The 16699-nt window shown below is 69.7% G+C and carries 15 protein-coding genes and 4 pseudogenes; 8 read left to right on the plus strand and 11 right to left on the minus strand.

Annotated features, from left to right (window positions below; all coding sequences use genetic code 11):
- Positions 1–768: 768 nt before the first annotated feature.
- A pseudogene (locus tag AC07DC_RS30620) lies at positions 769–1005 on the plus strand (transposase); the annotation flags it as partial.
- Between the two features lie 35 nt (positions 1006–1040).
- Positions 1041–1253 (plus strand): annotated as a pseudogene (locus AC07DC_RS30625) (integrase core domain-containing protein); the annotation flags it as partial.
- 149 nt (positions 1254–1402) lie between these two features.
- On the opposite strand, the gene AC07DC_RS30630 reads toward AC07DC_RS30625, so the two are convergent.
- The 6 genes from AC07DC_RS30630 to AC07DC_RS30655 all read right to left on the minus strand — a co-directional run bounded on the left by AC07DC_RS30630 (position 1403) and on the right by AC07DC_RS30655 (position 7989).
- Entirely contained in the window at positions 1403–2419 is a 1017-nt protein-coding gene (locus AC07DC_RS30630) for a 3-oxoacyl-ACP synthase III family protein (protein WP_478917744.1), read from the minus strand.
- Positions 2416–3069: an SRPBCC family protein gene (locus AC07DC_RS30635; RefSeq protein ID WP_478917745.1), complete on the minus strand. Its 654-nt coding sequence runs from the start codon at positions 3067–3069 to the stop codon at positions 2416–2418. The genes AC07DC_RS30630 and AC07DC_RS30635 overlap by 4 nt, the downstream gene beginning before the upstream one ends.
- Entirely contained in the window at positions 3041–4741 is a 1701-nt protein-coding gene (locus AC07DC_RS30640) for a thiamine pyrophosphate-binding protein (RefSeq protein ID WP_478917746.1), read from the minus strand. Before AC07DC_RS30640 ends, AC07DC_RS30635 begins: the two co-directional genes overlap by 29 nt.
- An 8-nt stretch (positions 4742–4749) precedes the next feature.
- Positions 4750–5760 (minus strand): GlxA family transcriptional regulator, encoded by a 1011-nt coding sequence (locus tag AC07DC_RS30645; RefSeq protein ID WP_478917988.1) that lies wholly within the window; start codon positions 5758–5760, stop codon positions 4750–4752.
- 226 nt (positions 5761–5986) lie between these two features.
- A complete protein-coding gene (locus AC07DC_RS30650) occupies positions 5987–6331 on the minus strand; it encodes a hypothetical protein (protein ID WP_478917747.1) in 345 nt (114 codons plus the stop codon).
- A 335-nt stretch (positions 6332–6666) separates the two neighbouring features.
- Complete coding sequence (locus AC07DC_RS30655) at positions 6667–7989, minus strand: lipase family protein (RefSeq protein ID WP_478917748.1); 1323 nt, start codon at positions 7987–7989, stop codon at positions 6667–6669.
- Positions 7990–8522: 533 nt separating this feature from the next.
- Here AC07DC_RS30655 and AC07DC_RS30660 point away from each other — a divergent pair.
- On the plus strand, positions 8523–8714 hold the full coding sequence (locus tag AC07DC_RS30660) for a hypothetical protein (RefSeq protein ID WP_478917749.1): 192 nt from the start codon (positions 8523–8525) through the stop codon (positions 8712–8714).
- Between the two features lie 243 nt (positions 8715–8957).
- A pseudogene (locus AC07DC_RS30665) lies at positions 8958–9173 on the plus strand (ISKra4 family transposase); the annotation flags it as partial.
- 72 nt (positions 9174–9245) lie between these two features.
- Here the strand turns inward: AC07DC_RS30665 and AC07DC_RS30670 are convergent.
- From AC07DC_RS30670 to AC07DC_RS30685, 4 genes are all read right to left on the minus strand, one after another.
- Positions 9246–10070 (minus strand): alpha/beta fold hydrolase, encoded by an 825-nt coding sequence (locus AC07DC_RS30670; RefSeq protein WP_478917750.1) that lies wholly within the window; start codon positions 10068–10070, stop codon positions 9246–9248.
- Positions 10071–10870: 800 nt separating this feature from the next.
- Entirely contained in the window at positions 10871–11725 is an 855-nt protein-coding gene (locus AC07DC_RS30675) for a PEP/pyruvate-binding domain-containing protein (RefSeq protein ID WP_478917751.1), read from the minus strand.
- Positions 11722–13428 carry a PEP-utilizing enzyme gene (locus tag AC07DC_RS30680; protein WP_478917752.1) on the minus strand — a complete coding sequence of 569 codons (1707 nt, stop codon included), beginning with the start codon at positions 13426–13428 and terminating at the stop codon, positions 11722–11724. Before AC07DC_RS30680 ends, AC07DC_RS30675 begins: the two co-directional genes overlap by 4 nt.
- An 18-nt stretch (positions 13429–13446) precedes the next feature.
- Entirely contained in the window at positions 13447–14070 is a 624-nt protein-coding gene (locus AC07DC_RS30685) for a TetR/AcrR family transcriptional regulator (RefSeq protein WP_385598651.1), read from the minus strand.
- Between the two features lie 85 nt (positions 14071–14155).
- Here AC07DC_RS30685 and AC07DC_RS30690 point away from each other — a divergent pair, with 85 nt between their 5' ends.
- Positions 14156–14443 carry a VOC family protein gene (locus AC07DC_RS30690; RefSeq protein WP_478917753.1) on the plus strand — a complete coding sequence of 96 codons (288 nt, stop codon included), beginning with the start codon at positions 14156–14158 and terminating at the stop codon, positions 14441–14443.
- 457 nt (positions 14444–14900) lie between these two features.
- Positions 14901–15134, plus strand: a complete 234-nt coding sequence (locus AC07DC_RS30695) for a transposase (RefSeq protein WP_478917754.1) — start codon at positions 14901–14903, stop codon at positions 15132–15134.
- A 292-nt stretch (positions 15135–15426) separates the two neighbouring features.
- Here the strand turns inward: AC07DC_RS30695 and AC07DC_RS30700 are convergent, their stop codons facing one another.
- Positions 15427–15597, minus strand: coding sequence for a hypothetical protein (locus tag AC07DC_RS30700; protein ID WP_478917755.1), 171 nt, complete (start codon positions 15595–15597; stop codon positions 15427–15429).
- A 177-nt stretch (positions 15598–15774) separates the two neighbouring features.
- Here AC07DC_RS30700 and AC07DC_RS30705 point away from each other — a divergent pair, with 177 nt between their 5' ends.
- Together AC07DC_RS30705 and AC07DC_RS30710 are read left to right on the plus strand one after the other, a co-directional pair.
- A complete protein-coding gene (locus AC07DC_RS30705; protein WP_478917756.1) occupies positions 15775–16134 on the plus strand; it encodes an Imm51 family immunity protein in 360 nt (119 codons plus the stop codon).
- Between the two features lie 74 nt (positions 16135–16208).
- A pseudogene (locus tag AC07DC_RS30710) lies at positions 16209–16376 on the plus strand (IS5-like element ISMra2 family transposase); the annotation flags it as partial.
- Positions 16377–16699 lie beyond the last annotated feature (323 nt).

Below are 16699 nucleotides of genomic sequence, written 5' to 3' on the forward strand. Positions count from 1 at the left end.
CTGTGCCGAGCGTGGACGAACCGAAGGTGACGGACTCCAACAGGCAGACGCGGCTGGGCCGGGCCCCGCCCCGTGAGGTGTAGGTACCAGCCCCGGCCGGCGGATGTTGCCCAGCCTGCGATGGTCTCCCAGGTCACAGCGTCGCTGCGGCTCGCGTCACCGCGTTCGCTGTCGAGGACGCCAAGACGGCGCCGCATGACGCGCTGCGCCGCGGGGCGGTCACGGAGGCCGCTCTGGAATGAGGAACCCACTGAGTCACTCGTGGGCTGCGCCCTTGCGGACCGGAGTCGCAGGCGGGGAGCAGGGTTGGTCCGGCCGCCCGCACCGGTCTCCTGGGGTCCATCCCCGCGCGGGCGGGGAGTAGATGACGCACGCACTGGTCAGCACGACGACAGCGGGTCCATCCCCGCGCAGGCGGAGAGCAGCGTGCGTCTGGGGTCGGCCGCGAGCCGTGCCCGGGCCCGCGCGGGGAGCAGCGTCGATGGAAGCGGCACGCCGTCTTGGCCCACCGCGGCCCGGCATCCCCGCCGAACAGCACTACCTAGAGGCAGCATGGCGCTACGAGTGATGCCTCGACGGCCGCTGACGTTCCCCACCCGGTATTCCCGGCGCTCATGAGTGACGGGAATACCGCACGCTTTGCATGACGCTCCCCGCGAGCTGAGCGATCCCTGGTGCGCGCCCCGCCGCCAGGCATACGCCAATCACCAAGGAAGCCCCCACACCCGCTGACCGGTGCGGGCGGGCTGTTGCAGCAGTTGACCAAGCCGCACCGTCATCTGCTCGACGAACGCCATCGAGTCCGTCAACGCGCGGATACGCAAGGCCGTCCGGGCCCGCGGCCACTTCCCCACCGAGGCCGCCGCCCTGAAGTGCGTCTACCTGGCACTGATGAGCCTGGATCCGACCGGCAAGGGCCGCAAGCGCTGGACGATGCGCTGTAAGGCGCCCCTAAACGCCTTCCAGATCGCCTTCGAGGGCCGGCTAACGCCGACCAACAACTGAACCTCAACAACCACGATCAGCCGTCAAGTTGACACACCCGCACCGGACAGTGCTGGGACAACGCGCTGGCCGAGTCGTTCTTCGCCACCATCAAGCGCGAGTTGCTCGGAACTACCGCCTGGCCCAGCCGGGCCGCCGCCCACACCGCGATCTTCGATTTCATCGAGGGCTGGTACAACTTGCACCGTCTGCACAGCAGCCTCGGCTACCGCAGCCCCGCCGACTACGAGTCCGCAACCGCCGCCTGACCACCACACCGAGGGTGTCCGTCAAAGCGGAACAAGCTCACTGAGCCTTGCTCTGACTGGGCGATGGCTCAGCAACTGCGGGCGGGTCGGCTGCCGTCAGGGCTCCGACACCGGCCGCGGCCGACCGCGGGCCGAGGTGGAATCATCAACTACCCCTGCCCGTGCCACCGGACCGCCGCGGCTCCGGCGAAGTCCCCGGCGTGGGCGAACCCGCCCAGCACCACGAGACTGCCGTCCTTGACGTGTCCGGAGCGGATGGCGTGGTCCAGGGTGACCGGGATGGCTGCTCCGAACAGGTTGCCGCATCGGTCGAAGGTGTCCGGGTGCCGATCGGGGGCCAGTTCCAACGCTTCCCGCCAGTTCCGCAGGAAGGTCCGGTTGGGCTGATTGGTCACCAGCACGTCGATCTCGGTCGTGGCTTTCCCGAGCCGCCCGCACAGGGTGGTGACGACCTGTGGAACGAGCCGGTTGCCGCGGGCCAGCACCTGCGAGAGGCCGGCCTCGGTGAACCCGATCCGCAGCGGAGACGGCCCGGGTTCCCAGTACCTGCGGCCGTCGTCCCGCACCATCGTCATGTCCCCCGCGTACTCGCCGACGTGCAGGGTTTCCACGCCGAGTAGCGGGGCAGCGTGTGATGTTGTCAGATATCCCACGCCGCACCCGTCGCCGGGGACTGCTGCCTGGGCGAGGCCGCGCACCTCGGACTGGGTGAAGAGCCGGCCGGCAGCGCTCTGCGCGTTGCAGACCAGGGCGGTCCTGGCATCCGTGGTGGCGAGGATCTGCTGGGCCAGTCCGAGCATGAAGACGAAGGACGCGCAGCCGGCGTTGGCCACGTCGATCAGCCACTCGGGATGCAGACCCAGCCGGCGTGCCACCTCCGTGCCGGCGCCCACGAACGGCATGTCCGGCAGTTGACTGTGCACCAGGAGGACGTCCACGGACCGGATCTCGTCCCGGCCGTGCCGCTCGATCAGCGGGAGTACCGCACGCTCGACCATGTCGACGTTGGTCTCGTCGGCGGCCACGTGGTGGCGCAGTGGCGGGACCCGGAACATCGGGTTGTCGCGGAGGGTGTCCTGCGCGCCCTGGTAGCCGGTGTAGAACTCGGCGGGAACTGGCTCACCGGGCAGATAGCCGGCGACGTCGATGAGGCTCACCGTCGTCACCGGGTCACCGTCCTGCCCGGCGGCACGCTGACCGGCAGGCCGCCTCGGTGTCGGTGCTCCAGGATCGCTGTGAGGTTCGCCATCTCCACGGTGTGGCCGGCGTAGAACAGGTCCCAGTAGTCGCCCACCCATGGCCGGTCCGCGCTGGGCGCGAGTTCGGGGCGCGGGTTGTCGTCGTAGGACGGGTGCCGGCAGTTGGTCCAGGTGATCACCGAACCCGGCTTGTCGAGCACCAGCGGTGCGGGCAGGACACGCATCAGGTAGATCATCCAGAGCTTGTCGCCCTGGTCCCAGGCACAGTGATAGTCGACGGTCATGGCCTCGGGGTTGGCCACCACCGTGCAGTAGATTCGGGTGTCCTGCGCCAGCAGGTCCCAGCCGGCCCACAGCCCCGGGGTTTCGGTCGGCGCGAAGCCGCGCAGGCTGAAGGTCCACTCCTCCAGGTGGTGTCCCTGGCTCAGGTACTCGTAGGTCTGCTCCGGCGGGCAGTCGGCGTACGCCTGGATGGTGCAGTACTGCCCGTAGACCTGTTGGTGCTGGTGGACGTCAGGGGTCATCTCCAGGCAACGGGCGGCCATCTGCTCGGTGCTGGTGTTCTCCACCCGTATCAGTCCGGGGACATCAGCCAACATGGACCGGTCCGCGTTCATCTGCAGTCTCCTCAGTGTCGATCGGCTTGCGACCAGGGGCGGTCAGGAAGGGAAGGAACGGTGGGATTTCGCGGCGGTCGACATCCACGGCGACGAATGCCGGACCGCCGCCGGTGTTGCTCCTCAGCAGCTCCTGGCGCAGCTGCGCCGCGTTGCGGGCCCGGGTCACGTCGAGAGTCGGGAACATCGCGGCGACGCCGGCGGCGATGTCGGACGGGAGGAACACGTTGTCCTCGCGGGCGCCGCCTTGGAACAGGTGCTCGCGCGTGACGCACATCCCGTGCGCGTTGTTGTTGAGGATCACGAAGGTGACGGGCACGGCGTACTCCACCGCGGTGTGCACTTCCATCCCATGCATGAAGAACGCCCCGTCCCCGGCGAGCACGTAGGTGCGCCGCCCGGTGGCCAGCGCGGCGCCGATGCCCGCTCCGAAGGTGTAGCCCATACCGCCCATGCCGACCGCGACCACGAAGCGGCCATGCCGTGGGGCGGGCAGCAGGTGGATCGCGCCGGCTCCCGTGTTGCCGGCATCCACGAAGACATGCGCGTCCTGCGGCAACGCCGCAGCGATTGCGGCGAACGCATCGGCGTGGGACGTGCTGCCACTGTTGGCCGGCGGCAGTGGCAGTGGCAGCCGGGTGGGGTCTATGTGCGCGGGGCAGGCGCGCGCAGCCGGTTCCAGCCGACGGGTCAGTGCACGCAGGGTGTCGCGCACACTGCCGTGCAGCGCGATGCCCGGCACGAACGGCGGTTCGGGGTCGACGCAGATCAGTGGGATGTCTGCCAGCGCCCGGTCCAATCCGCCACGCGCCATTGCCGGCAGCCGGGTACCCACAAGGACACACGCCTCTGCCCGCCGCAGACAGTCCTCGACGCTCGGATGTCCCATCACCCCGGCCACTCCGACGAACCGGGGATCGTGGTTGTCGTACACGTCCTTGGCGTCCGGGGTGACTGCCACCCAGGCGCCGAGCCGCCTCGCCACCTCGGAAAGCTCGGCCCGCGCGCCGGCCGCGGCCACCCCTTCACCCGCGATCAGCAACACGCGGTCCGCGCCACGCAGCACGGCCGCCGCACGGTCCAAGGCCGCAGCCTCCGGCAGCGCCGCCGGCGGGGTGTGCGCCGCCACGCGTGGCCCGGGAACCGTGACGAACGCCTGCTGCACATCCTTGGGCAGAAGCAACACCGCCGGTCCCTTGGGATCCCTCCGCGCCACCGCGACCGCCCGCGCCAACAACGAGATGATGGAGTCCGGTTCGACGACCCGGGCGCAGAAGCGAGTGACGGGCCCGAACAGCTCGAGCGCATCGAAGGAGCCCGCCTGACCGCTGGAGTCCTGGAACGCTCCCCGCCCGGCGAGAACGGTCGGCGGTTCCCCCACCAACGCCAGCACCGGAACCCGCGAGGCGTACGCTTCCGCCAGCCCAGGCACCAGGTTCATCGCACCGCCGCCCGAGGTGGCCGCGACGACGCCCAGACGCGTCGTGGCACGGGCGTACCCGTCGGCCATGGTGGCAGCGGAGAACTCGTGTTTCGCCACAATGCCGCGGACCGATTCCGTCGCGCCATGGACGGCCTCGTACAGGTCCTCGATGTTCGCACCACCTACGCCGAACATGTACGTGACACCGATCCGGCCCAACTCCGCGGCAAGGTAGTCGACAAGGCGCACTCGGGCTGTCATACCGCGCTCCTCTCGGCCCGGTCCGGCTCGACAATGAGACCTGACGGCGAAATGGCCTGGAATCGCTGTCGGTACTCGCCCGGAGTGGGCCCCACCGCACGGCCGAACGAGCGGCAGAATGTTTCGGCGTTGGGGAAGCCGCAGCGGCGGGCGATGTGGCCGACCGGCAGATCGGTGGTCTCCAGCAGTTCGCGGGCCCGCACGATACGCATCCGCGTCACGTACCGGCCAGGTGTCGTGCCCACCTCGCGCAGGAAGACGCGGGCGAAGTTTCGGGGACTCATGTTGGCCCGCTGTGCGAGCTCGGAGACCGGCAGCCGACGATCGAGGCCGGCCAGAACCCATTCCTGCGCGGCCCGCACCGGCGCCCGGTCGGCCAGCTGAGCGTCCAGAATCGCGCTGAACTGCGGCTGCCCGCCGTGCCGTTTGAAGAACAGGACCAGGTACCGGGCTATCTCCAGCGCGATCGCCGCTCCGTGATCGGCCTCCACCAGTGTCAGAGCCATGTCGATACCGGTGGACACCCCGGCGGAGGTCACGTACCGGCCGTCCCAGACGAATATCGGTCCCGGATCCACCGTCACCTGCGGATATCGGCGGCCCATCTCCTCGCAGTACGCCCAGTGGGTGGTGGCGCGCCGCCCGTCCAACAGCCCCGCCTCCGCCAGCAGGAACGCTCCCCCGCACACCGACGCGACCCGCCGCGACCGGGCGGCGGCCTGCCCGATCCACGAGATCAGCGCCCGGTCCGCCAACGCCTCCTTCAAGCTCCAACCACCGGGAACCAGGAGGGTGTCGATCGGGCCTTCGCCCGCGTCCAGCGGCTCGGCCTGGATCACCAACCCCGAGGAGGTGCGCACCAAGGGCGCGTGGGCGGAGACCCACTCGATCCGGTAGCCCGTCCCCGGCTCGGCCAACAGCCGGTTGACGGTGTCGAACACTTCGATCGGACCGGCGATGTCCAGCGCCTGCACCCCGGAATAGACAATCACCACAACACGTCGCATCAGCACGGTCACAGCCTGTATCCGCCGCGGGGACGGCCGCAATGACAGTCTGTTGACGGATCCTGCCAGGCTCACCGGGAAAACCCGGCGAGACGCCGCTGAACAGGAAACTGACGAAGCTTCAGCCAGAAAAGGGTGAGACAGGTCACGCCCGTGGAGGACTCTCCCGCGGAGTCCAAGGACTTGCGAGGAATCAAACCACGCAGCTTCCGGCCGCGGTGGCTCGTTACTGTGCATCGATCCGCTGGGTACGGATCCGCTCCAGTGCATCCCACAGGCGTTGCGGGCCGGTCTGGTGGACGGTGGGAGGGTCGCGGTGGAGTCCGGTGGCGCGGGCCCAGGAGCCGTCGGGGTGCAGGATCCAGGCGGTGCGGGTGCCATCGGGGTCCTGGATGTAGTGGTGGGTGGTGTGCGGGGTGGTGAGTTCGTACATGCTGCGGACGTCCCAGGCATTGTCGACGTCGAGGACGGGGTAGCGGCCGGTGGTGATCTGCTCGCCGTCCAGGTCGCGCACCGCGGCGAACTGCTCGCCGTGGCCGGGCGGGTAGTCGTTGGTGGTGCGGGCGTGCATGAATCCGGCCTGGTCCCACTCGACTCGGCCCAGGGCTCCGCCGTCGGGCTGCTTGTCCGCGGTGATGATCAGCGAGGTGCCGGTAAGGGTGGTGACCAGCCGGCCGCTGGGCCGCAGTGCGACCAGCCAACTGGTGGGGATGGGGCTGACGGCGACGGTCGCGACGATGCGGTCGTAGGTGTGGGGCAGGGGTCCGGTGGCGTCGGTGGTCCATCGGCCGGTCCCGCACCGGTCTGTTGGGGGGCTCTGACCCCAAGGCCTGGTCCCTGACGTACGAAGGCTCCCGGCTGGTATGGTCTACCGGCCGGGAGCCTTCGCAGTTGCGCCGCCTCGTGTCAGGCGCAGTTGGACGAAGCGGGACGGCCCGCGAAGCGGTCCGCGATCCAGGCCAGGTACTCCGGCTCCGCGACGTTGGGGATCGTCTGGTGCGTGGCCCCCTGGTACTTCGTGTACTCGACCGGCTTGTTGAAGCTGCAGGCCCGCTTCACGTACTCGTCAGTCGAGTTCGGGTTGATGACGGTGTCCGCCGTCCCCTGCATCACCAGGATCGGTGCCACCGAGGCCACCAGGCCCGCGGTGTTCTCGCTGAAGCGCTGGTGCCAGGCCTCCGGCACCATCGTCAGCGGCTGGAACAGGGTGTCGAGCTGGCCGACGTTGCCCACGTTGTTCTGGATCACGTCCGAGAAGTGCTCGATGCACGCCACCCCGTCACCTTGCAGCGCCTGCAGACCAGCCGGCTTGAGCACGTCCGTGGCCTTCAGCTCGGGGTAGGCCGCGAGGAAGCCCCGGTAGACGTTGGTGCGCAGCGCCGCGTTGTGTGCGGCCGAGGTGGCATCGGTCGGGCCGGGTAGCACCAGGCCCCTGAAGTCCGGTCCCAGGTTGGCCGCAGGCGCCAGGGCCGCGATGCCCACCAGTTGGGTCTCGGGGGTGTACGCGCGGTAGTTCTGGGCGATGAACGCCGCCGCGCCGCCGCCCTGCGACCAGCCCAGGACGGCCGCCTTGCGGTTCGCGTGGGTGGCGGTGATCCGGCGGGCCGCCCGGGCCGAGTCCAGGACGTTGTTCGTCTCGGTGACGGCGACGGTGTACTGGTGCACACCGGGGGTGCCCAGGCCCTGGTAGTCGGTGCCGACCACGACGTCACCTGAGCGCAGGAACTGTGTCAGGGCCGGTACGCCGACGTCGATGCCCCAGGGGCTGTCGTAGGTGAAGTAGTCCACCAGGTCGGTGGCCGGGTTCGGCACCGCGGAGGGCGCGCACTGCCGCGGTCCGCCCACGGTCCCGTGGGCCCACGCCACGACGTTACGGCCGCTGCGCGGCGCGGGGGCGTCGGGCCAGGCCACGATGCCCGAGACGGCCACGGGCTTACCGGTCTGGAGGGTCGAGCGGTACAGGATCCGGCAGGCGCTCGCACCCTTGGGGGCGTCGACGCGGCGGGCCCAGATCAGGTCGCCGTGGTTGCCCTTGGGCAGCGGCGACGGCGGGTCGTAGAACTTCTCGCCCTCCGGGCCGATCGGTACGCCCGGGGCACACAGGCCCTTCGCTGCCTTGCCGCCGTCCAGATTCGTGCTCGCGGTGGTGGCGGTGGCAGCGGTGCCACAGCCCAACGCGATCACCGCGGCCACACAGGCCGCGGTGATCGCCGATAGCTGTCGTCTCATGCTCAAGTCCCTTCACTCGATGCCGGACGAGAGACTAGAGAGAAGAAACCACAATGTCACCAACTGTTACTATTTATACCTTTTGTGTCGCACCGGCTCCGACCAGCGACCCGGCACCCGGCCGCACCTTCGGACGTGCTCCCCACACCCAGCACCAACCCGGCCGGCGCGCCCACCCAGGCACCCGGCTCACCGCCGGTCACGGTCACGGCCGGGAAACAGTGCGGCGACAGTAGCCGCCACCACCACCCCGAACAACAACCCGCCCCAGGACAGCGCCCCGACAGGCCGGTGCGCGACCAACCCATATGCCAGCATGCCCAGAGCACCGCCCACGAGGAAGAACCCACCACTACGCATCGCAACCCGCCACCGCGGGCGAACCATCCCTGACGTCACGACGCACATCATCCACCCCCGGCAGCAGCGCCATCTCCGACCGCATGACCGGGCACCCTCAGCGCCCGGAACCTGGCATGATCGTGCCCCGACGTGCCCGTCGGTTCAGAGTCGGGGGAAGGACCGCTGTGCGCGTGGCTCTTCGGGTTCTGCTCGGCGTGGTGACGCTCCCGGAATACGGCTGTGGCATCGCCGCTCTCACCACCGGCCGTGTATGGGCCCCCAGGGCCCGGCACCGGGTCCTGCGGCCGAAACCCTGGGGATGGGCACAGCTCCTCGGAGCCGCCATGCTGAGCATCTACCCCCCGCACTTCGGCCTGCGGTGATGGCTGTTCTGGCCTTCTCACTGATCCTCATGGTCGCCTCCACCATGCTGAACCACTTCGCCCTCAAAGCTCCCCGCACTCCACCACCTCCCGCCTGAGGCCAACGCGGCCCATGGAGCGGGAGAGCAGCGGCTTGGCACCACGTTCCGCAGCCGAGCATCCATGAGCCTCAACCCCGGTACAGCTCCCGCTGCCCTGCGGCCGGTTGATCCTGCGCACTACGGCGGTTTCGACCAGGCCTGAGCGCACGATCCGCACGGCCTGCGTCCGTGGAGCGTGTCGGCCGGCAGCGCCCGGCACCAGCTCGATCCGATCCGCGCCGAGGCCGGGAGGCGGGGCGTCACCGTACCCGTGCTGCTGGACTTCGTGCACGTCGCGGAACATGTCTGGGCGGCGGCGCATGCCTTCCACGAACCCGGCAGCGCCGAGGCGCAGGGGGCCGCAGACAAGTCGGCAGCATTCCCACTCATCCGATCGTGCCGCTGGTGGCGTCCGCCGTGCGTTCGGCGGACGCCACCAGCGGCAGGGCGGTCAGGACTGCAGGAAGGCCAGCAGGTCGGTGTTGATGGTCTCGGCCTGGGTGGTGGGCATTCCGTGGGGGAATCCGGGGTACGTCTTCAGGGTGCCGTTCTGCACGAGCTTCGCGGACAGTGGCCCGGAATCGGCGTAAGGAACGATCTGGTCGTCATCACCGTGCATCACCAGGACCGGAACCGTGATCTTCTTCAGGTCCTCGGTGAAGTCGGTCTGGGAGAAGGCGACGATGCCGTCGTAATGTGCCTTCGCGCCACCCATCATTCCCTGGCGCCACCAATTCGCGATGATCGCCTCCGAGGGCTCCGCACCGGGTCGGTTGAAGCCGTAGAAGGGCCCCGACGGCAGCGCCCGGTAGAACTCCGAACGGTTGGCGGCCAGCTGAGCCTGCAGGTCGTCGAAGGCACTCTTGGGCAGTCCGCCGGGATTGGCGTCGGTCCGCACCATCAGCGGGGGCACCGCGCTGATCAGCACCGCCTTGGCGACCCGGCTCTCGCCGTGCCGGGCGATGTAGTGCGCGACCTCGCCACCACCGGTGGAGTGCCCGACATGCACAGCGTCATGCAGATCGAGATGCGCGGTCACGGCGGCGAGGTCGTCGGCGTAGTGGTCCATGTCGTGGCCGTCACCGCTCTGGGTGGAGCGTCCGTGCCCACGACGGTCATGAGCGATGACCCGATAGCCGTGCCCCAGGAAGAACAGCATCTGAGCGTCCCAGTCGTCCGATGACAGCGGCCAACCGTGACTGAAGACGATGGGCTGCCCGGAGCCCCAGTCCTTGAAGAAGATGTCGATGCCGTCGGGTGTCGTGACCGTGCCCATGGTTCGCCTCCGCGGATTCCACGATGTGGTGAGGTGCCGGAACATCATGTGACTCTGGTGCCATATCGATCCTGGACCATAGGGCCGGTTCCCGCGAACGCTGCTCATCCCAGAGTGGTCAGGCCATGACCAGGCCCATTTTGAATGCAGCGGCGGCGCGCCTTCCGCAGCCACCGGCCTTGCCCTGCACGCTCCTGCCGGGCGAGGCGTCCGGTCTTTGCGGGCACATACCGGCCAGCCGCACAGCACAAGCCAGCGTCCAGGTCGCCGGTATCCCTCGCACTCCCAGGCGTCCACCCGGCCGAGCAGCCCGGACCCACCCGCACGGCCCCGGCGCCCCACACCCCGTAGCCGGCTACTGGCGGCGCAGCGTAGCTGCGGACCGGGCCGGCGTCCGTTTCTCGGGCCGTCAGCCACTGGCTGACGCCCCACCCCACATCTGGCGCAGCCCCCACCCATGACCCGACCCCCGGCCACCACCCCTCCACCCACCTCCATCAACACCAGGAACAGGATCAGGGGGACACAGCCGAAGGGAAGCGAGCACACCAACCACCGGAACGGGGCCTCCCCTGAGAAGCCGTATCTCAACCGATCTTGGAACGAGTAGGTCGAACAGGGTTCCTGATCACCTTCGACGGCCGACTCTCAGCGGCCCGTCAGTAGCCCAACCACCCTGGTTACACCGTTCGATCGATTGACAGACCCTCTCTGGTATGCCCCATCTGGGACGCCGGCGACATCTTCCACCACAAGCAGTCCGTGATCGTCCCGAGCTGAGGTGGGCGGCTACGCAGGGGTCAGTGCGGGGGCACAGCCCCGGTCATCGGCCGGCGCTGGAGCAGACGGAGACTGTCGGCGACGAAGGCCCACTCCAGGTCCTGCGTCCCGCCGAAGACCTGCTCGCAGCGGGCGGTGAGTTCCCGCAGGCTCTCCAACCGCGTGTCGTCGAGGCAGAGTCGGTGGATTCGGTCGGCGGGGACCGGGACCTGGCTCGTTCCGCCGGCCGGTGCGGGCTGCACGGCCAGGTCCTTCATGCCCGCCGTGCGCTCGATCACCCGGCCGTCGCGGCGGACCCGGTAGTGATCCGGTACGACCAGGCCGCTGACCACGGCTTCGCCCAGGCCCCAACTCGCCTCGATCACCAGGACGTCGGAGCCGTCGAGGGGGTCTCGGGAGAACAGGACTCCGGCGCACTCGGGTACCACCAACTCCTGTACCACCACTGCCACTCTGGGCCGGCCGGGCAGCCCGAGACGCTCACGGTAGGCGAGCGCGGCGGCCGAGTGCGCCGAATCTCTCACCATTCGGACCGCCTCGGTCAGCCCGTCCGGACCCCGTACGTTGAGGCAGGTGAGGTGCTGTCCGGCGAAGCTCGCCGCGGCCGAGTCCTCGCCCGGCGCGGATGAACGCACGGCCAGTCCGCTGCCCTGCAAGTCGGCGGTCGACACGTGCAGGGCGGCGAGCGTCTCGTCGTCGCCTGCTGCGACGGCGTCGACGAACAGCCATTCCAGAGCGATTCCTTCCGGTACCGGTAGGCCCGCCCGGGTGGCGGCCGCGAGCTGCGAGGATTTGCCGCCGTACCGGCTCTCGTCGGTGGCCAGGCGGAGCGGCACGGGGACGGACCACGTGCTCGGCGACAGCGGACTCGTCATCGGACCACCGCCGCCTCTCCGGCCCGGCCGTCGACCCGCACCCAGGCGCCGTCGGGTATCACCGCCGTGGCATCCGTGCATCCGACGACGCCGGGGATGGCGAACTCCCGGGCGACGATGGCGGCGTGGGAGAGTGCCCCGCCGCGATCGGTGACGATCGCGCCGAGCAGTGGCAGGACGATGTTGAAGGCCGTGGTGGTCGCGTCGGTGACCAGGACGTCGCCGGGCTGGATGCGGTCGAACTCGGGCACGCCGCTGATCACCCGTGCCGTGCCCTCGTACACGCCCGAGCTCGCGCCGAGCCCGTGCACGGTCCGCCCCTCGGTCCGGGCTGCCGGGTTGGTGAACATGGCAAGGACGATGGCCCCGAGGGCGCGTTCCAGGCGTGCCGCGGCGGGCGGCAGCCAATCAGGCGGCAGCGGGTCGCCCGGCGGTGGACCCAGCATCGGCGGCGCGTCCGCGTACCGGGCGTGGTCGCGGTAGTGCGCCCGGGCGGCGAGTTCTGCGGCGTCGGGCCCGGAGCCCGTACGGACCAGGGCGCGCAGCTCGGCGTAGCCCGCCTCGGCCAGGTGGGCAGGTGCGTGGATCCGGCCCTGCTCGGTGAGCCGTCGGCCGGCCGTCAGGATGGCGCGCCGGGTGAGGCCGATGGCCGGCAGGTCCGCGCACGACCCGCGCTCGTCGCGCAGCCGGGAGACCAGCCGCGCCTCGGCGAGCAGCTCGTCGAAGCGGGAGCGGTGCGATGCGGGTACGGCGTCGCGAAGGTCGGCCGCCGCGTCGGCGCGCTGGTCGGCGCGGGCGTCCGCCTGGGGCCTCGTCGAGGAGGAGACCGCCGAGCGAATGGCCGCGAGCACGACGGCGGGCAACTCCGCCACGCAGGGATCGCCCACGTCCTCGCCATTGACGGGGCGCCAGCCCGCCGTCTCCAGGTACTCGGCGAGGGCGGTACTCGTACGTCCCGCGACGGCCCCCAGCGCCGCCAGCAGGTCCTGGGGTCGCGCCGGGGAGGCGAGCAGCTCGCTCGCCCGGGGGTCCGCTGCTACGGCGGCGGCCAGCTCGGACAGTTCCTCCCGGTCCGCCAGCGGGTCGGGGCTCGATCCGGCCAGCGGGGCCAGGATCTCGCCGGTGGTGCGCCCGGTCCACTCCTGACAGTGTGCGAGCAGATCGCCCATCGGCAGCAGTGCCGGCATGTTGAACAGGTGGTGCAGGTAGCCGGCTCGGCGCTGGTGCTCCCGGCACCGGTCGAGGTACGCGAGCAGACTGCCGGTATCGAGGAGAGTGGGCTCGACCTGCTGTAGTTCGCGCCGCTCGCGCTGTAGCCCGGGTCTGACCTCCTCGTCCCAGCGGCGCAGGTCCTCGCGCCACAGCTTGCGCTCGAAGACGGTCGCGCTGGTCGCGAGCCTGGTGCGGATCTCGGGATGATCGGCGGCAAGGCGTTCCCAGACCTCTCTCGGCGGGTGGTCTGTGGCGTCCGGCGGGGCTCCCAGCGGCTGGGGATGGTAGTAGCAGAAACCGTTGACGAAGGCCCAGTCCAGCCGTTCGAGCAGCGACCCGTACCGGCGGAGGCTCTCTCCGAAGCCGCGGTGCAGCTCCTCGATGAAGATCTCGGCGTGGAACCTGGTCACCGGGCGGGTGAAGTGGGTCGGGTCCAGGAACCAGGTACCCGGCCCCGGTGGAGCGAAAGTGCGTTCCGTGGCGATGCTCATGGCTCTCCTCCTCGCCGGTCATCTGCCCGGGTCGCGTAGCGGGCCGTCCGGGTCTCGCCGCAGCTCGTCTGTGAGCACCCGCACCGCCCAGGCGGCGGCCTTGCCGGCCTCCGCCCCGTCGAGCCCCGCCTGCAGCCGCATGGCCTGCCAGGCCGGGGCGCTCACCAGCAGGTACACCACGGCGACCGCGCGGCGGCGGGCTACCGGGTCGGCCTCGGCCGTGAGCTCGGCCAGCGCCGCCTCCACCGAGTGGAACCGGTGCCTGCGGCCCTGCTCCCGCAGCGGCCGGGCCGCCTTGGAGTTCAGCATGGCGAGGATCAGTGGCGCGTGCTCGTCGTACGAGCGGTAGAGCTCCGGCGCCACGCGGCGCAGCCCGTCCAAGGTGTCCGGATAGGACTGCATGAGCACGTGCAGATTCTCCTGGGCCCACCCGCTCCAGGCCGCGAAAAGCGCCTCCCTGGTCGGGAAGTGCCGGTAGACGGTGCGGACGGCGACGCCTGCACGCTCCGCCACGAGCGGGATGGTCAGCTCCTGGACGCTTTCGTCGGCGATGGCCTCGGTGAGCGCGGCGAGGATCAGCTGCCGGGTCTGCTCAAGCTGCCCGGCACGCAGCGGACTCTCGTACGCGCGCTTCTCTTTCATGGCACGTTGACAGTACTCCAATTCACGCCAAACTGTCAAGAAATGGTATAAATCTTCCCCCAGGGAGGGATGGAGGCCGAGAGAGATGTTGGACGGACATCCCGTTCTCGCCATCCTGCCCGCCGCCGATCTGGACCGGGCCAGGGCCTTTTACCACGACCGCTTGGGCCTCACGCCGGCCAAGGAGATCAGCAGCGCCCTGACCTGCGAGTCGGGCGGCGCCCACTTCGTGCTCGCCACCAGCTACGGCAAGAGCGACGGGGCCACCCAAGCATCCTGGGTGGTCGACGACATCGATGCCGAGGTTGCGGCCCTCAAGTCGCGTGGCGTCACCTTCGAGGAGTACGACCTGGCTGGGCTACCGAACGGTTGACGGCGTCTGCCGGCTCGAGGGCGTGGGCCGCGCCGGGTACTTCAAGGACAGCGAGGGGAACCTGCTCGGCCTGGTCCAGTTCGGCTGACCGCCTCGGTTCTCCGGCGGTCCCTACTGAAGTGGAGGTCGAGTTCCTCCTTACCGGTCCACTACTCGACGATCACCTGCGATGTGCAGGTTTGGTGTCAGAAGCCACATCTCAACCGATCTTGGAACGTGCAGGTCGAACTGGGTTCCTGGTCGGGTGATGTTCCGGTTGTACGCGCATGAAGGCAGGGCCTCTTGGTAGCTCGGGGGTGCGAACCAATCCGAGCAGCTCCAGGAGGCCCTGTTGTCGCTGTTGTACGCGCCCGCGCTCGTTCACATCAACTCGGCCGCACCATCGTGTGATTGCCTCGCGCACGTGTGCGGGAACGCGGCTGATCATCCGGACCGGGTGCGCCGGTACCCCTCGGATATGACGGACGCGGAGTGGGCTGCGGTGCGGCCGCTGGTTCCGGTGCCGGCCTGGCTGGAGGGGCGGGGTGGGCAGCCCGAGGGCTACTGCCACCGCCAGATGCTCGACGCGATCCGCTACCTGGTCGCGGGCGGGATCTCCTGGCGGGCGATGCCCGCGGACTTCCCCGCCTGGGGCCGGGTCTATGCCTTCTTCCGCCGCCTGGCCCGGCCGCCGGCTTCCGGTCGGCGCTGAACATCCCCGACACCTCCTGGACCAGCTACCCGCGCTCCGCCAGGCGCCTGGCCTTCGACCGAACCCCCTCGACCTTCGCCCGTCGGCTCCAGCCCCAGCACCACCGCGATCTCCTTGGCCCGCACCGGCTGTTGGCCCGGCCGGCCCACGAGCACGCCCAGGATCCGCTGGTAGTCCAGCGCGAGAAGCGTCGTGGGCAGCTCTTCCCGCCAGGTCGGCACGGTCGTCCCCGGCAACGGCGCGGGCACGGGCAGGGCCTTCTCCTCGCCCCCGGACTCTGTCACGGCGGTGGTCACGCAGCGGACGCGGCCAGAGCCTCGCCGAGCTCTTCCCGCGCGATCACCCGCCGGTCCAGCTCGATCTCGGCCACCTCCAGTGCCGCAGCCGCCCGGGCCGCCTCCTCCCGCAGATCCTCGACCCGCTCACGGGCCTCCGCCTCCCGCGCCTCCAGCAAACCCAGCATCGACGCCACCACGACACCCCTGACGATCAAGCAGCAACCGGACACCGGAACCCTCCCTCACCCCGACCGAAACCATGCCTGACGAGCGGAAATCAAACGATCATGTTCGGTTGAGATACGGCTTCTGAAGGGCCATCCACACCGGCCTCGGAACATGGCGATCTCTACCATCACCGCATGACTGACGCATCAGCCCTGGCCCCGTTCCACCTGGACGAAGGCAGTGGATCCGACGGCTCCCACTGCCTCTATCTGTTCGACGGAGACATGGAGCAGGTCGCCGGAGTCTTCGAGGAGCACAACGCCGAAAGCCACGGTCATGGCTGGGAAGGCCTGGCCGAGTCACTGGCCCGCTCCCACATGCCCGAAAACGTCGACAAGCTCCACTTCGGATCAGAGGCTGGCACCTTCGTAGTCACAAGCCCTGACCTCAAGGCCCTCACGGACCTGGCTGTCCTCCTGCACTCCGCCTTCCACAACCGCGAACTCCTCAGCCACTACATCCAGACGGCCGACCCACGCTTCCTCGACCGATAGAACCCGCGAGCGGGGCCAGAACAGACCGGAACCCGGGGCCACCGCAAGCCGTTCCGACAGCACCAGATCCCTCTCAATGGCGCCATCTCAGACCGGAAGAGTGGGGCCGGAAGCCGACCGTATACGGCCACTTCCGAGTCTGGAGGGACGCCGGTGTCTTCGAGGCCCTGCTGGAGGGGCCGAACGCGGAGGCCGCGAAGCGGGGCGCGGTGGACCTGTCGCTGGTCAGCGTGGACTCCACCCCGCGGTGGGCGGCGCGCAGGATGTCGAGGGCGAGGGTGCTCCGCCCCGGGCCCGGGCCTGCCGGCCTTCGCAGCCCCGGGCCCCGCCGGGTGGCCGCTCTCCTCGCCCCTGTCCCGTACACCTGGCCCCCTGCCCACAGCCCGGCCATCCTCGTCACCATGTTCGCCGCTGCCGGGACCACGGTCACCGCCGTCTCCGTCCTGAACGCAGCCGTCGCCCTGCCGCTGATCCTCAAGGTCACCACCCCGCTCTGACCGCCCGACAGGGGAATCGACCGGTGACGGTGGGCCCGGACGGGTGCAATTCGGCGTGGACCCAGGAG

It is taken from the genome of Streptomyces sp. NPDC045021, assembly GCF_056432645.1.

What these genes read in the sequence shown, in the direction of transcription:
- AC07DC_RS30700 (WP_478917755.1), bottom strand. Translation starts at nt 15,597, where the DNA reads ATGCTGGGTTTGCTGGAGGCGCGGGAGGCGGAGGCCCGTGAGCGGGTC.
- AC07DC_RS30635 (WP_478917745.1), bottom strand. Translation starts at nt 3,069, where the DNA reads ATGAACGCGGACCGGTCCATGTTGGCTGATGTCCCCGGACTGATACGG.
- AC07DC_RS30690 (WP_478917753.1), top strand. Translation starts at nt 14,156, where the DNA reads ATGTTGGACGGACATCCCGTTCTCGCCATCCTGCCCGCCGCCGATCTG.
- AC07DC_RS30655 (WP_478917748.1), bottom strand. Translation starts at nt 7,989, where the DNA reads ATGAGACGACAGCTATCGGCGATCACCGCGGCCTGTGTGGCCGCGGTG.
- AC07DC_RS30685 (WP_385598651.1), bottom strand. Translation starts at nt 14,070, where the DNA reads ATGAAAGAGAAGCGCGCGTACGAGAGTCCGCTGCGTGCCGGGCAGCTT.
- AC07DC_RS30645 (WP_478917988.1), bottom strand. Translation starts at nt 5,760, where the DNA reads ATGCGACGTGTTGTGGTGATTGTCTATTCCGGGGTGCAGGCGCTGGAC.
- AC07DC_RS30675 (WP_478917751.1), bottom strand. Translation starts at nt 11,725, where the DNA reads ATGACGAGTCCGCTGTCGCCGAGCACGTGGTCCGTCCCCGTGCCGCTC.
- AC07DC_RS30680 (WP_478917752.1), bottom strand. Translation starts at nt 13,428, where the DNA reads ATGAGCATCGCCACGGAACGCACTTTCGCTCCACCGGGGCCGGGTACC.
- AC07DC_RS30670 (WP_478917750.1), bottom strand. Translation starts at nt 10,070, where the DNA reads ATGGGCACGGTCACGACACCCGACGGCATCGACATCTTCTTCAAGGAC.
- AC07DC_RS30650 (WP_478917747.1), bottom strand. Translation starts at nt 6,331, where the DNA reads ATGCACGCCCGCACCACCAACGACTACCCGCCCGGCCACGGCGAGCAG.
- AC07DC_RS30705 (WP_478917756.1), top strand. Translation starts at nt 15,775, where the DNA reads ATGACTGACGCATCAGCCCTGGCCCCGTTCCACCTGGACGAAGGCAGT.
- AC07DC_RS30695 (WP_478917754.1), top strand. Translation starts at nt 14,901, where the DNA reads ATGACGGACGCGGAGTGGGCTGCGGTGCGGCCGCTGGTTCCGGTGCCG.